Here is a 14,569-nt window from a genome sequence, read left to right as displayed (position 1 = left end):
TACAGGGATTGCACACGCCTGTAGGAGCTTGCCCGCGATCAGGCGCCGCTGATCTCAACGTCTCATGATTACCACTTCCAGGTATTCGCTGGGCACCACGAGCGACGATGAACCCGCCTGATTGTTTTCGTTCAGCAAGGCTGTCAGGTCGCTTTCCAGTGCTGCCGCGGCATCGGCCGACAGCGCCGCGAACGCCTTGTGTACCGGCCCGTACCAGGTGCGGAAGACGTCGATGAAGTGCGCTGCCGAGCGGTAGCGGAAGTTGAAGTGCTGACGGCTGACGTCCATGGCACCGATCGCGCCTTCGAACAACGCGCGAAGTTGCTCTTCATCGCCCCAGCGCGACGGAGGCAATGCACCGACGGGGGGTGGCACATGCCGGCCCAGTACCTTGAACATCTGCCCGATGAAACCCTGTGGCGTCCAGTTCGTCAGGCCTACCCGGCCACCGGAACGGCAGACACGCGCCAGTTCCTTCGCGGCCTGGGCCTGGTTGGGCGCGAACATCACGCCAAAGGTCGATACGATGGCATCGAACATGCCGTCCTTGAACGGCAGAGCCTCGGCATCGGCCACCTGAAAATCGACTTTCAGGTGTTCAGCGCGGGCGCGTTCTTCCCCGCGCTTGAGCAACTCGGGCACATAGTCCGTGGAAGTGACCTGGCAACCACGCCGGGCCGCAGCCAGGGTGACGTTACCGTTGCCTGCCGCTACATCCAGCACCCGCTCGTCCCAACGCAGGTCGCAGGCTTCGGCGAGCCGTTCGCCCACCAGTTGCAATGTAGTGCCGATTACCGCGTAGTCACCGCTGGCCCATGCCAATTGCTGGCGGGCCTTCAGTGCATCGGTATCCAAGGGAGTGCTCATGGTCTGCGCCTTCTTGTTCTATGCGCGGCCGAGGTCCTTCTGGCGGCTGATGCGCCATGGAGTAGATGAGGTGTGTGGCCTGGCCAGGCCGGCAGATAGCTAAGCGCCGGTGCAGCTATCCGGCAAGCGGCAATGCCTGAACGGCAAAACGGATTGGCGATAACGAAACGGATGTTCGGCTATAAAGGGACGCGAGGCGCCCCTTTACACGGATCGTCAGACCGCCTTGGCCCGCGCGGCATGCAGCTTCTTGTAGCTCTCGATCAGGCGCAGGTGTCGATCCAGCCCTTCGAGCTTCATGCTGGTCGGGGTCAGGCCATGGAAACGCACGCTGCCGTCAACCGAGCCGAGCACCGCATCCATCCGCGGATTGCCGAACATGCGGCGGAAGTTGGCCTCGTAGTCTTCCATCTCCAGTTCGTCGTCGAGCACCACTTCCAGCACGACATTCAGCGCCTGGTAGAACAGGCCGCGCTCGACCGTGTTGTCGTTGAACTGCAAGAACGCCTCGACCAGCTCCTTGGCATCCTCGAAACGCTGCAACGCCAGGCAGATCAGCAGTTTCAGCTCGAGGATGGTGAGCTGGCCCCATACCGTGTTGTCGTCGAACTCGACGCCGATCAGCGTGGTGATGGTGGTGTAGTCATCGACCTCGCAGTTGTCCAGGCGCTTGCGCAGCGCACGCAGCGCGCGGTTGTCGAGGCTGTGCAGGTTGAGGATGTCGGCACGGAAATCCAGGGCGCGGTTGGTGTTGTCCCATATCAGGTCCTCGACCGGGTAGATCTCCGAGTAGCCCGGCACAAGGATGCGGCAGGCGGTGGCGCCAAGGTTGTCGTACACGGCCATGTACACTTCCTTGCCCATGTCCTCGAGGATGCCGAACAGGGTCGCGGCTTCCTGGATGTTGGAATCTTCGCCGTGGCCGGAGAAGTCCCACTCGACGAACTCGAAGTCGGCCTTGGCGCTGAAGAAGCGCCACGACACCACACCGCTGGAATCGATGAAGTGCTCGACGAAGTTGTTCGGCTCGGTCAACGCATGGCTTTCGAAGGTCGGTTGCGGCAAGTCGTTCAAGCCCTCGAAGCTGCGGCCCTGGAGCAACTCGGTCAGGCTGCGCTCCAGCGCCACCTCGAAGCTTGGGTGCGCGCCGAACGAGGCGAACACGCCGCCGGTACGCGGGTTCATCAAGGTCACGCACATCACCGGGAATTCACCGCCCAGCGAGGCATCCTTGACCAGTACCGGGAAACCCTGCTCTTCCAGCCCCTGGATGCCGGCGAGGATGCCCGGGTACTTGGCCAGCACCTCTTGTGGAACATCCGGCAGGGCCAGCTCGCCTTCGAGGATTTCACGCTTGACCGCCCGCTCGAAGATTTCCGACAGGCACTGCACCTGCGCCTCGGCCAGGGTGTTGCCGGCGCTCATGCCGTTGCTGAGGAACAGGTTTTCGATCAGGTTGGACGGGAAGTACACCACCTGCTCGTCCGACTGGCGCACGAACGGCAGCGAGCAGATGCCGCGAGCGGTGTTGCCCGAGTTGGTGTCGTACAGGTGCGAACCGCGCAGTTCGTCGTCCGGGTTGTAGATGTCCAGGCAGTACGCATCGAGGATTTCGGCCGGCAGCGCATCCTTCGGGCCGGGCTTGAACCATTGCTCGTTGGGGTAGTGCACGAATGGCGCGTTGGCGATGTCCTCGCCCCAGAACTGGTCGTTATAGAAGAAGTTGCAGTTCAACCGCTCGATGAACTCACCCAGCGCGGAGGCCAGCGCAGCCTCCTTGGTCGAACCCTTGCCATTGGTGAAGCACATCGGCGACTGCGCATCGCGCACGTGCAGCGACCAGACGTTGGGCACGATGTTGCGCCACGAGGCGATCTCGATCTTCATGCCGAGCCCGGCGAGGATGCCGGACATGTTGGCGATGGTCTGCTCCAGCGGCAGGTCCTTGCCGGGGATGTAGGTGGTGCTGTCGGCCACCGGCATCAGCAGGCCCTGGGCATCGGCGTCGAGGTTGTCGACTTCCTCGATGATGAACTCCGGGCCGGTCTGCACCACCTTCTTGACCGTGCAGCGGTCAATGGAGCGCAGGATGCCCTGGCGGTCCTTCTCGGAAATGTCCTCGGGCAGTTCGACCTGGATCTTGAAGATCTGGTTGTAGCGGTTCTCGGGGTCGACGATGTTGTTCTGCGACAGGCGAATATTCTCGGTGGGGATATCGCGGGTCTGGCAGTACAGTTTGACGAAATACGCGGCGCACAAGGCCGATGAGGCAAGGAAATAGTCGAACGGGCCCGGCGCCGAGCCATCGCCTTTGTAGCGGATCGGCTGGTCGGCGATCACCGTGAAGTCGTCGAACTTGGCTTCAAGACGAAGGTTGTCGAGAAAATTGACCTTGATTTCCATGCGGGATTACCGTGATTTGAACGTGCAAAACGAAAGTGGCCGGCATTATCCGGGTTTTTCCGCTGGAAGTCCTGTTTGTCCGTACGGGCCCTATCGCCGGCAAGCCGGCTCGCACAGGTAACGGTGGGCCTTTGCGCATTCCAACGAAATGCTTGCCTGATCCTCTGCACCTGCTGGCCTGGCCGGACGAATGGTTTCAGCGCTGTGCTAGCGTTTCTGGATTGAACCGATGATCAGCAGGTGAGCCATGGAACTTCGCATCAACCAGCAGACCTACCAGGTCGACGCTGAAGCTGACACACCCCTGCTGTGGGTGATCCGCGACGACCTGGGCCTGACCGGCACAAAGTATGGCTGCGGCCTGGCCCAGTGCGGCGCCTGCTCGGTGCTGGTCGACGGCAATGTGGTAAGGGCCTGTGTCACGCCGGTGGCCGGTGTGGTCGGACGCGAGGTGACCACCATCGAAGCCATCGAGGCCGATGCGGTGGGCAAACGCGTGGTGGCGGCCTGGGTCGAGCATCAGGTGGCCCAGTGCGGGTATTGCCAGTCCGGGCAGGTGATGGCGGCCACCGCGCTGCTCAAGCACAGCCCCAAGCCCAGCGATGATGAGATCGCGGCGGCGATGGTCAACCTGTGCCGCTGCGGCACCTACAACGCCATCCATGCCGCCGTGCACGACCTCGCCCAAGGGGAGAAGGCCTGATGAACCCGCCACTCGATACCCCGACAACGCCCCTTGACCTGTCGCCGGGCGAAACCGTCAACCTGTCGCGCCGGCGCTTTCTGGCAGGTACCGCGGTGGGTGCGCTGGTCCTGGGCTTCGGTCTGCCCGTGGGCGGCGCCCGGGTCCGGGCGGAGACGGCGGTGGAGCGCGGCACCCAGGTGCCGGCATTCCTGGAAATCCGTCCGGACAGCAGCGTGCGCCTGTTGTGCCCGTTCATGGAGGGCGGCCAAGGCACCTACACCGCGATGGCGCAGATCGTTGGTGAAGAGCTCGACGCCGACCCCGCCACCTTCCTGGTCGACAGCGCCCCGCCCGGCGAAGCCTATGTGGTGATGGAAAACGGTATGCGCATCACCGGCGGCAGCATGTCGGTGCGCATGAGCTACCCGACCATGCGCCGCCTCGGCGCCCTGGCCCGGGCCATGCTGATTCAGGCCGCCGCCGAGCAATGGGGGGTGCCGGCCGGCGAGCTGTCGACCGAGCCGGGCAAGGTGCTGCACGCCGCTTCGGGCCGTTCGCTGGCCTATGGCGAGCTGGCTGGCCGGGCCATGGACCTGCCGGTGCCGGACCCTGCCAGCGTCAAGCTGCGCGACCCCAGCCAGTTTCGCTGGATCGGCAAGCCGGTGCGGCGTGTCGATGCCTACGACAAGTCCACCGGCAAGGCGCTGTACAGCATCGACATCAAGGTCGATGGCATGCTCCATGCTGCCGTGCAGCATGCACCACGCCTGGGCATGACCGTAGGCACGCTGCGCAACGAAGAGCAGGTCAAGGGTCTCAAGGGCGTGCACTCGGTACACCGCCTGCCGGGCGCCGTGGCAGTGGTCGCCGAACGCTGGTGGCACGCCAAGCGCGCCGTCGAGGCGTTGCAGGTCGATTGGCTGGAGCCTGCGGCGGACAGCAAGGTGCGCCCGATGCCCGCGGATTTTTCCAGCGATGCCTGGCGCGACCACCTCGCTGCCCAGCAGGGCCCGGCCCGCGACGAGGAGCGTGAAGGCGATATCGACGGCGCGCTGGCCAACGCCAAGACCAAGGTCGAAGCCAGCTACCACAACCAGTATCTCAACCACGCCCAGCTGGAGCCGCCGTCCGCGCTGGCGCGCTTCAACCCGGATGGTTCGCTGGAGGTGTGGCTACCGAACCAGGCGCCGGACATGTTCCTCGATGACATCGCCAAACGCACCGGCCTCGCCCCTGGGCAGATCACCCTGCATTCACCGCTGCTCGGCGGCTTCTTCGGCCGCCATTTCCTCTACGATTCGGCCAACCCCTACCCGCAGGCCATCGCACTGGCCAAGGCCGTTGGCCGGCCGGTGAAACTGATCTGGAGCCGTGAAGAGGAATTCCTGCGCGATGTGCTGCGGCCCGTGGCCGTGGTCAAGTTCCGCGCCGGTCTCGATGCCGACGGCCTGCCCATCGCCCTGGAAGCGGTGAGTGCCACCGAGGGCCCGACCGAAGCCATTGCCGGCAAGCAAGGCGAGCAGATCGACCCGACAGCGCTCGAAGGCTTGTCTGGCAAGGCCTATGCCATCGCCAACAGGCGCATCGCGCAGATCTACGTCAAAGGCCCGGCGATGCTCGGTTACTGGCGCTCGGTGGGCAACTCGCTGAACGACTTCTTCTATGAAGCGTTCCTCGACGAACTGGCCGACAAGGGCGGCAAGGACCCCTTCGAACTGCGCCTGCACCTGCTGCGCGACAACCCGCGGCTGACCACCCTGCTGCAGGCCGTGGGCGAACTGTCCGGCGGCTGGAAGCGCGGCCCGTTCACCGCCGAGGACGGCAGCAAGCGCGCCCGTGGCGTGGCAATGGCCTCACCGTTCGGCTCGCAAGCGGCGGTGATCGCCGAAGTGTCGATCGAGCAGGGCCAGGTCAAGGTCCACGATATCTGGCAGGCCATCGACCCCGGCAGCATCGTCAACCCGGCGATCATCGAGGCCCAGGTCAACGGCGCCGTGGCCCTTGGCCTGTCGCAGACGCTGATCGAGGAAGCGGTGTACGTCGACGGTCAACCGCGGGCGCGCAATTACGACCTGTATCCGATCCTGCCGGCTTCGCGGATGGCCCGGGTGCATGTGCGCATCGTCGAAAGCGGCGCGAAGATGGGCGGTATCGGCGAACCACCGCTGCCCGCCGTGGCGCCGGCGGTAGCCAATGCGGTGGCGCAACTGACCGGCCAGCGCATCCGCAGCCTGCCCCTGAGCCGCCATACCTTCAGCTGACAGGACAAGGACCGCCCCATGACCGACCGCCGATTTGCAAAGACCGCGGGCTGGCTGGCGCTGCCATGCCTACTCGCCGCAGGCCTGCTGGCCTGGTACGTGACCCGCGAGCCCGCCTCGCCTTTGGCTGCGGAACAGGCCCGCAGCAATGACCCGGCGCTGGTCGGCCGCGGCGAGTACGTGGCCAGGCTGGCCGATTGCATGGCCTGCCACAGCGTGCCCGGCGGCAAACCCTTCGCCGGGGGGCTGGAAATGGCCACGCCGCTGGGCGCGATCCACGCCACCAACGTGACCCCCGACCGCGCCACCGGGATCGGCAACTACAGCCTCGCCGACTTCGACCGCGCGGTCCGCCATGGCGTCGCACCCGGTGGCCGACGCTTGTACCCGGCCATGCCCTACCCCTCTTACGCCAAGCTCAGCGATGACGATGTGCGCGCCCTGTATGCGTTCTTCATGAACGGCGTACAGCCCGCGCAACAGGCCAACCGACCCAGCGACATCCCCTGGCCGCTGAACATGCGCTGGCCGATCGCCTTGTGGAATGGCCTGTTTGCCGCCGACACACCCTATGCCGTCAAGCCGGGTCAGGACGCGCTGTGGAACCGGGGCGCCTATATTGTCCAGGGGCCCGGCCACTGCGGCAGTTGCCATACCCCGCGTGGATTGGCATTCAACGAAAAAGCCCTGGACGAAGCCGGCGCGCCCTTCCTCGCCGGTGCCTTGCTCGACGGCTGGTACGCCCCGAGCCTGCGTAACGATCACAACACAGGCCTGGGCCGCTGGAGCGAGGCGCAGGTCGTGCAGTTCCTCAAGACCGGGCGCAACTCGCATGCGGTGGTGTTCGGTTCGATGACCGAGGCGTTCAACAACTCGACGCAGTTCATGACCGATGACGACCTGGCCGCGATCGCCCGCTACCTCAAGTCATTGCCCGGCGACCCGGGCCGCGACGGCACACCCTGGCAGTACCAGGCGGTCCTGGCCGGTGAGCGGCGCAGCAGCCCCGGCGCGCATACCTACGTGACCCGCTGCGCCACGTGCCATGGGCTGGATGGCAAGGGCCAGGGCGAATGGATGCCGCCGCTGGCCGGCGCGACCTCGGCCTTGGCCAAGGAAGCGGCCTCGGCGATCAACATCACCCTCAATGGCTCGCAACGCGTCGTCACCGCGGGATTGCCGGACGCTTACCGCATGCCGGCCTTCCGCGAACAGCTGTCGGACGCGAAAATCGCCGAAGTCCTGAGCTTCGTGCGCAGCACCTGGGGCAATCAGGGAGGCGCAGTGGACGCCCAGGCGGTCGGCAAGCTGCGCGAGCATACCGGCCCCGCCAGCAGCAGCCCGATCATCCTGCACATGCGCTGAAGCGCATGGGTTCACTGGGTGCTCGGGCAAGCGCTTCTGCCAGGAGCCGCCGCTGCCCTCACCGCTTCGGCGAACTTGCGCAGGTTGGCCTGGTGGGCATTGACCAGGCCGGTGATGCTGTCGTCGGCTGCAGTCTGCAACGACGTGCGGCAGGTCAGCTCGGCCTCGTCCGGCTTTTTCAGGCGCCACAGCGCGTCCAGTGACGCGTACTGACCTGGCACGCTGTCGAAACGCTGCACATCCACCCGCAGCAGCGCGCTGGGTGCCGCTACCGGCCCGCCCAGCAAGTCCTGCAGGGCGCTGCGGAACTCGTCCACCAGGTTGGCGCCCCACCACTCGGTTTCCAGAATCGCCAGGCCGCTGGCCCCCTGGCGCACCACCAGCTGCGAGCGGTCCACCTGGGGCGGCAGACTCACCCGGCCGACCATGATGTGCTGGCTGTTGCCCTGTACCGGCTGGGCCGGCACCAGCGTGTGATAGTTGTTCGGGGTGCTGCTGCACCCCCACAGCAAGACCAGCACACCGGCCCCACACAGATTGCGCAATCGATGCATCGGGTCACACTCCTCTGGCCTGCGCCCTCAAGGTTTCAGATTTTCTGCGCCGGCCGCCTTGGGACGGCCGCGGATCAGTGATTCAGGGTGCCGGCCCAGGTAGTCGGACAGGTCACGCAGCGAGCGCGACATGCGCTCCAGTTCGTCCAGCGTCTCGCCCAGCCGTTCACGTTGCGGTGAGTCCTCGCCGATGGCCGAATTGGCGGTCTGCAAGGTCTTGTGGATCTCGTCGAGGGTCGTCTTCACGCCAGGCAAGGTCTGGTTGTTGAACTGTTTGAGGTTGGCGCGCAGGTCGCGCAGGCTGCCGTCGAGGTTGTTGGCGATGCTCTCCAGTGGCAACTTGCTGATGCGCTCGATGAAGTGCTGCAACTGCTCCTGGAGTTTCTCCAGGCTGCCTGGCAGCGTGGGGATGACGATGGGCTCGGCCGACATGTCGAAGGCCACTTTCGGCGCATCGGGGTAGAAGTCCAGGGAAATGAACATCTGCCCGGTGATCAGGTTGCCGCTGCGCGCCTGGGCGCGCAGGCCATGTTCGACGAAGGTGCCGATCAGACGCCGTGCCCCGGCCAGGTCGCCCTGCGTCTGCTTGAACACACCGAGCATCTTCTGATGAACCGGGCCAAGGCGCTGCGGATAGATCACCGCATCGACCACCACCGGGAAGCTTTGTTTGGTCTGATCGTAATCGAGCTGGATCGACGTGACCTTGCCGAATTCCACGCCCTTGAATTCCACCGGCGCCCCCACCGAAAGGCCACGCATGGCCTGGTCGAAGCGCAGTTGCAGGTACTGCGGCCTGCCATGTGGTGGCGACATCGCAGTCTCCCGGTCGACAAACAGGCGAAAGCGCGCCTGGTCCTCGGCAGGCTCGGCGTCGGGGGCAAAATCCGGGGAGCCGAATGCCAGCCCGCCCACCAGGATCGACGAAATCGACTCGGTGTCGACCTTCAGGCCATTGGCGCCAATCTGCATGTCGACACCACTGGCATTCCAGAAACGCGTGTCCTTGGTCACGAAGGCATCGTAAGGCGCTTGCACGAACACACCGATTTCCACGCCCTTGCCATCCTCACGCAAGTTATAGGACACCACTTCGCCGACCGGGATCTTGCGGTAGTAGATCGCCGAGCCGATATCCAGCGAGCCCAGGTCTCGTGCCCTGAGAATGAAGCGCTTGCCAATTTCGCCGTAGGTGATCGCAGGCGGCAGCTCGAGGCCTGTGAATTTTTTCTCCGGGGCCTTCGACTCACCGGCATCGGCACCGATGAAACTGCCGGACAGCAGGGTATCCACCCCGGAAATCCCGCCCGCGCCAATCCGTGGACGGACCACCCAGAACCGCGCCCCCTTGGTCGCGAAGGATTTCGCCTCATTGGACAGCTGCACGGTGACCAGGACGCTCTTGTGGTCCTCGGCCAGGTCGACCGTGGTCACCTCGCCGATCACCACACTGCGGTACTTGACCTGGGTCTTGTGCGCCACCAGGCCTTCCCCGGAGCGGAAGGAAATCGAGATCACCGGCCCCTGCTCCATCCAGTTGCGCACCACCAGTGAAGCCCCGACCAGGATCGCCAGGATCGGAACGATCCACACCAGCGACACATTCCAACGCCGGGTACGCACCTGTGCCTGCCCTGCGCCCTCTCGTTCGTCACTCGCTTGCGCCATCGATACTGCCTCCGTCGTTGCCAGGTTCATCCCAGATCAAGCGTGGGTCGAAGCTCATTGCCGAGAACATGGTCAGTACCACCACCATGCCGAAAAACAGGATGCCCGGGCGCGGTTCGATGGTGCCAAGACCGCGCAGTTGCACCAGGGCCGCCACCAGGGCCACCACGATCACGTCGAGCATCGACCAGTAGCCGATCAGCTCGACCCCGCGATACAGCTGCGAGCGTTGTCGCCGTGCCCAGCTGGACCGTTGCTGCGCGGTGAACAACAGCAGGCCCAGGGAGAAGAACTTCATCGCCGGTACGCCGATACTGGCGATGAAGATGATCAGGGCGATATCCCAGGCCCCTGCCTCCCAGAATTCGATCACGCCGCCGACAATGGTGCTGTCGCTGCCACTGCCGAGCATCTCGGTGTGCATGACCGGTAGCAGGTTCGCCGGAACATAGAACACCAGTGCGGCGAACAGGAAGGCCCAGCCGCGGGTGATGGCGTTGGTCTTGCGCGCATGCAGCGGGGCACCGCAGCGCTGGCAGGTGTGCGCGCCGTCGCTCAGGTCGCAGGCCTGGCCACAGCCGTGGCATAGGCACAGGCCCATGTCTTCGGCTTGCGCGGGCATGTTCATACCTGCTCCCAGAGGTCGCGGATGTCGCGCCCGGCGATATAGATGATGAGCATGCTCAGCGCGGCCAATGCGATCAGGCCAATGCCCGGGATGACATCGAGCAGGCCGGCCAGCTTGATCACCGCCACCAGCGCCCCCAGCAGGCAGACTTCCAGCATGCTCCAGGGGCGCAGCCCTTCCAGGCAGCGCATGCACATGGCAAAACCCGGCGCTCGGCGACCGGCCAGGGCAAAGCTCAATACCCAGCACAGCAAGGCGATCTGCAGGACGGGGGCGAAGATGATGGCCAGCGCCATCACCAGGGCGATGAAGGTGATGCTGCCACTGCTGAGGATCAACACCGAATCCCACAGGGTGGCCGAGTTGGTCAGCCCCTGCATGCCGATGGTCATGACCGGATAGAGATTGGCGAATACCAGCAACACCGCACCGGTCACGCTCAGGGCCAGGCGCTGCTGTATGCCGAGGCTGCCGTGCCGGTACAGCACGCCGCCACACCGCGTGCACAGCGCCCGCTGATGGCGCTGCACGGGGGTACGCTGGTACACCGCATCGCAGTATTCGCAGATGATCAGGTTCCGAGGACTGCTCATGCTCATGTTCTTTCCCTAAAGACAGTCTGGAGACAGGCAGTCACACCAGACCTTGACGCGCGCTGACACGAGCAAGCCTAGTAGGAAAATGTACTTGTGCAGGGCAAAGGGAAACTAATTGCGCCGAGAATGGCAATCCAGCGGGGCTGGGGGATGTCGAGCAGCGGGCCGCTGCTCTGTCGGCGTTTCAGGCCTTGCTCGAACAAGGCCCGAAGCGGCACTCGGGTCAGCCGGCGATGCGCGCCGCCGAACGCTCTGCAGCCAACTGGAAAACGCGCCCCAGACCATCGATCTGGCTTTGCGAAAGCCCCTTGGCGCAGGCCAGCCCTTGCAAGAAGCCAAGGCCCCAGTTGCGGGCTTCCTTCAATTGCTGGCAGTTCTCTGCGTCGGCAATGTCACCCAGGTGCAGCGCGGCATGGTGTTCGTAGCGGTCCTCCAACGCCAGATCGCGCAATTCCTTCAGCGCGATCTTGAATTCGGGAACAGCTACATCGTCCAGGCCCAGGTACTCATATTGCAGCAGGCTCAGACGGTCGGTGGCGGTCATCGGCGAATCTCCGTTTCTTGTCAGGGAGCAGGGGCAAGGCGATCACCTGCCACGCGTCGACGCATCCAGGTGGCGGGTGAAGGGGTGTCGGTAAAGGCCTGTATACCATAGGTGGGAGCCTCTACCCTAGCGCTCAGCGCCGTTCGGTCGCCTTGCAGGCCGGGCGGCACCTTTCGTCAGTATCGTTAAATTTAAATTGAATTTAATATTCAATTCGCGCAGGCTTGCCCCATCGCACCGAGGAGCCTGAGCCATGGCCACGACGCTACGTGAACCCCGCAAGGATGGTGAAGCCACCCGCGCCCGCATTCTGCAGGCGGCCGGCGAGCTGTTCGCTGCCATGGGCTACGCCGAAACCAGCAACAAGGCCGTCGCGGCCAAGGCAGAGGTGGACCTGGCATCGATCAACTATCACTTCGGCAGCCGCAATGGCCTCTACCTGGCCGTGCTCGATGAAGCCCGCCGGCGTTTTCTGGACATTTCCGACCTCCAGCGCATCACCCTAGGCCTGCAACCGGCGACCGAGAAACTGCGCGCGCTGGTCGAGTTGGTGGTGAGCAAGGCGATGCAGGTGCACAACAACTGGCACCTGCGCGTGCTCGCCGCCGAGATCCTGGCACCCAGCCCGCACGGCCAGGCCCATCTGCAGAGTGGCACGCCCATGAAGCTGGCCTTGCTCAAGGGGTTGTTCAGCGAAATCACCGGCCTCCCGGCAGACACCCCGGCACTGACCCGCTGCATCCTGTGTGTCACGGCGCCTTGGGCCATGCTGTTGATCGGGCCCCGCGGCTCATCCGGTGCACTGCACGAGATCCTCGGGATGCCTGCCGACCAGGTGAGCACCCACTTGTACCACTTCGCGCTGGCGGGCCTGCAGGCGACCGGGCACCAGTACGCCTTGGACGGGGGGGGCTGAGCATGTCCGGACATACCGCCGATACCCCCTCCCCCGCGCAGACCAACGCCGAATCGCAGGCCTCCATCCCCTGGTTGCTCGGGGCGCTGATGCTGGTCATGTTCCTCGCGGCCCTGGACCAGACCATCGTTTCCACCGCGCTGCCGACCATCGTCAGCGACCTTGGCGGCCTGCGCTGGCTGTCCTGGGTGGTGACCGCGTACCTCTTGGCCTCGACCGTGGTGGTCCCGCTGTACGGCAAGTTCGGTGACCTGTACGGCCGCAAACGGGTGTTGCAGATCGCCATTGCCCTGTTCCTGCTGGGCTCGGTCTTGTGTGGCGTGGCCCAGGACATGACCCAGCTGGTGCTGTTCCGCGCCTTGCAGGGCCTGGGTGGCGGCGGCCTGATGGTGGTCGCGATGGCCGCCATCGGCGATATCATTGCGCCCGCCGAGCGTGGCCGCTACCAGGGATTGTTCGGCGGTGTGTTCGGCCTGGCGACCGTGGTCGGGCCATTGATTGGCGGTTTCCTGGTCGAGCACCTGTCGTGGCACTGGATCTTCTTCATCAATCTGCCGCTGGGGCTGCTGGCGGTGCTGGTGATTGGCGGTGTGTTCCGCCCCCATGTCGCGCCGGTCAAGCACGTGGTCGACTACATTGGTGCGTTCTTCCTCACCGTGACCCTGGGTTCGCTGGTGCTGATCACCAGCCTGGGCGGCAGCCTGGTACCCTGGGTATCGCTGGATATCCTGTGCCTGGGCCTGTTCGCCGTGATCGGCCTGACCGGCTTCGTCTACGAGCAGCGCCGCGCTGCCGAGCCGATCATGCCCTTGCACCTGTTCCGCCACCGCACCTTCGTGCTCGCCGGGCTCATCGGCCTGGTCGTGGGGGTATCGCTGTTCGGTTCGGTGACCTTCCTGCCGCTGTACATGCAGGTGGTCAAGGACGCCACACCGACCAGTGCCGGCCTGCAGATGCTGCCGTTGATGGGGGCCTTGCTGGTGGTCTCGGCACTCACCGGGCGGCTGATCAGCCGCTGGGGGCGCTACCGGATCTTCCCGATCGTGGGCACGCTCTTGCAGGTGATTGCCCTGGGCCTGCTGAGCCGCCTGGAGCTGGACACACCGAAACTTGTGATGAACCTGTACATGGGCCTGCTGGGCGCTGGCCTGGGCATGGTCATGCAGGTGCTGATCCTGGCCGTGCAGAACAGCGTCGAGCGGCGTCACATGGGTGTGGCGACCTCGGGCGCCACCCTGTTCCGCTCCATCGGCGGGGCGGTTGGCGTGTCGGTGTTCGGCGCGGTGTTCTCGCACACCCTCCTGGCCAACCTCCCCAGCGATTTCGCCACCTCGGCCGGCGGAGCCGCGAGCCTTTCGCCGACGGCGGTCCATGCGCTGTCGGCGCCGTTGCAGCAGGCCTATCTGCAGGCGTTCTCCGGAGCGATGCATGGCGTGTTCCTGCTGGCGGCGGCGACCACCTGCGTTGCATTCGCGTTGTCGTGGATGTTGCGCGAGGTGCCTCTGCGTTCGGCTGCAACCTGAGTGAGGTTGCGGCCACTTCTGCCCGGTCATGACCGGGCTATTCTCAATGATGCGGTTCCCATTCAATGGAGGTGTGCAATGCGCGCACTCACGTGGAGTTACTTGCTGGTGCTGCTATGCGCAGCCCCGGCGGCACAGGCCCAATCGGTCGTACCACTCAAGGGCCAGAGCAGCCAGCAGACGCAGCTGGACATCAATGACTGCAATACCGTGGCGACCAACGCGGCGAACAGTGCCACCAGCAGCACCAGCCCGTATGTCGGTGGCCGGGTCAAAGGCGCGGCCGTGGGGGCTGCGGCAGGTGCGGTGGGGGCGCAGGTGCGTGGCAACCAGCACGATGAGCTGTACGACCGGGTCGGCGACGACGCCAAGCAGGAATATCGCCAGAACCGTGCCGGCGAAGTGGCTGCTGCCGGTGCCGTGGTTGGCGGCTCACGCCAGCGCCAGGAGCGCCGCCAGGACCGGCGCAACCAGGGTGAGGCGCAGAGTTCGGCGCATGCCAATGCTTTCAGCGGTTGCCTGCAAGGGCGTGGCTACCAGGTCAATCCTTGAAACCCGA

The 14,569-nt window shown here is 64.8% G+C and carries 13 protein-coding genes; 6 read left to right on the top strand and 7 right to left on the bottom strand.

What is annotated here, in order from left to right:
* Positions 1 to 54 precede the first annotated feature (54 nt).
* Complete coding sequence (locus PPL01S_RS19635; protein ID WP_016392144.1) at positions 55 to 867, bottom strand: class I SAM-dependent methyltransferase; 813 nt, start codon at positions 865 to 867, stop codon at positions 55 to 57.
* Between the two features lie 216 nt (positions 868 to 1,083).
* Positions 1,084 to 3,270 (bottom strand): OsmC domain/YcaO domain-containing protein, encoded by a 2,187-nt coding sequence (locus tag PPL01S_RS19630; RefSeq protein ID WP_028625381.1) that lies wholly within the window; start codon positions 3,268 to 3,270, stop codon positions 1,084 to 1,086.
* Positions 3,271 to 3,517: 247 nt separating this feature from the next.
* On the opposite strand from PPL01S_RS19630, the gene PPL01S_RS19625 reads away from it, so the two are divergent.
* The 3 genes from PPL01S_RS19625 to PPL01S_RS19615 are packed head-to-tail and all read left to right on the top strand — an operon-like array spanning position 3,518 to position 7,581.
* Entirely contained in the window at positions 3,518 to 3,973 is a 456-nt protein-coding gene (locus PPL01S_RS19625) for a (2Fe-2S)-binding protein (protein ID WP_016392142.1), read from the top strand.
* Positions 3,973 to 6,216 carry a xanthine dehydrogenase family protein molybdopterin-binding subunit gene (locus PPL01S_RS19620; RefSeq protein ID WP_028625382.1) on the top strand — a complete coding sequence of 748 codons (2,244 nt, stop codon included), beginning with the start codon at positions 3,973 to 3,975 and terminating at the stop codon, positions 6,214 to 6,216. The genes PPL01S_RS19625 and PPL01S_RS19620 overlap by 1 nt, the downstream gene beginning before the upstream one ends.
* 18 nt (positions 6,217 to 6,234) lie before the next feature.
* Positions 6,235 to 7,581, top strand: a complete 1,347-nt coding sequence (locus tag PPL01S_RS19615) for a c-type cytochrome (RefSeq protein ID WP_028625383.1) — start codon at positions 6,235 to 6,237, stop codon at positions 7,579 to 7,581.
* Between the two features lie 11 nt (positions 7,582 to 7,592).
* Here the strand turns inward: PPL01S_RS19615 and PPL01S_RS19610 are convergent, their stop codons facing one another.
* The 5 genes from PPL01S_RS19610 to PPL01S_RS19590 all read right to left on the bottom strand — a co-directional run bounded on the left by PPL01S_RS19610 (position 7,593) and on the right by PPL01S_RS19590 (position 11,571).
* Positions 7,593 to 8,135, bottom strand: coding sequence for a PqiC family protein (locus PPL01S_RS19610; protein WP_016392139.1), 543 nt, complete (start codon positions 8,133 to 8,135; stop codon positions 7,593 to 7,595).
* A 27-nt stretch (positions 8,136 to 8,162) separates the two neighbouring features.
* Positions 8,163 to 9,803 (bottom strand): PqiB family protein, encoded by a 1,641-nt coding sequence (locus tag PPL01S_RS19605; protein ID WP_016392138.1) that lies wholly within the window; start codon positions 9,801 to 9,803, stop codon positions 8,163 to 8,165.
* Positions 9,787 to 10,431, bottom strand: coding sequence for a paraquat-inducible protein A (locus PPL01S_RS19600; RefSeq protein WP_016392137.1), 645 nt, complete (start codon positions 10,429 to 10,431; stop codon positions 9,787 to 9,789). The genes PPL01S_RS19605 and PPL01S_RS19600 overlap by 17 nt, the downstream gene beginning before the upstream one ends.
* Positions 10,428 to 11,024 carry a paraquat-inducible protein A gene (locus PPL01S_RS19595; RefSeq protein WP_016392136.1) on the bottom strand — a complete coding sequence of 199 codons (597 nt, stop codon included), beginning with the start codon at positions 11,022 to 11,024 and terminating at the stop codon, positions 10,428 to 10,430. The genes PPL01S_RS19600 and PPL01S_RS19595 overlap by 4 nt, the downstream gene beginning before the upstream one ends.
* 226 nt (positions 11,025 to 11,250) lie before the next feature.
* Positions 11,251 to 11,571, bottom strand: coding sequence for a hypothetical protein (locus tag PPL01S_RS19590; RefSeq protein WP_016392135.1), 321 nt, complete (start codon positions 11,569 to 11,571; stop codon positions 11,251 to 11,253).
* Positions 11,572 to 11,824: 253 nt separating this feature from the next.
* Between PPL01S_RS19590 and PPL01S_RS19585 the strand changes: the two genes are divergently transcribed.
* From PPL01S_RS19585 to PPL01S_RS19575, 3 genes are all read left to right on the top strand, one after another.
* Positions 11,825 to 12,487, top strand: a complete 663-nt coding sequence (locus tag PPL01S_RS19585; RefSeq protein ID WP_028625384.1) for a TetR/AcrR family transcriptional regulator — start codon at positions 11,825 to 11,827, stop codon at positions 12,485 to 12,487.
* 2 nt (positions 12,488 to 12,489) lie between these two features.
* Positions 12,490 to 14,010 (top strand): MDR family MFS transporter, encoded by a 1,521-nt coding sequence (locus PPL01S_RS19580; RefSeq protein WP_016392133.1) that lies wholly within the window; start codon positions 12,490 to 12,492, stop codon positions 14,008 to 14,010.
* A gap of 78 nt (positions 14,011 to 14,088) precedes the next feature.
* Positions 14,089 to 14,562, top strand: a complete 474-nt coding sequence (locus tag PPL01S_RS19575) for a YMGG-like glycine zipper-containing protein (RefSeq protein WP_028625385.1) — start codon at positions 14,089 to 14,091, stop codon at positions 14,560 to 14,562.
* Positions 14,563 to 14,569: the final 7 nt, after the last annotated feature.

Origin of the sequence: Pseudomonas plecoglossicida NBRC 103162 = DSM 15088, assembly GCF_000730665.1 — a bacterium.
Lineage (GTDB): Bacteria > Pseudomonadota > Gammaproteobacteria > Pseudomonadales > Pseudomonadaceae > Aquipseudomonas > Aquipseudomonas plecoglossicida.
Note: the sequence above shows the minus strand (reverse complement) of the source record. Positions and strands in the feature narration are given on the sequence as shown.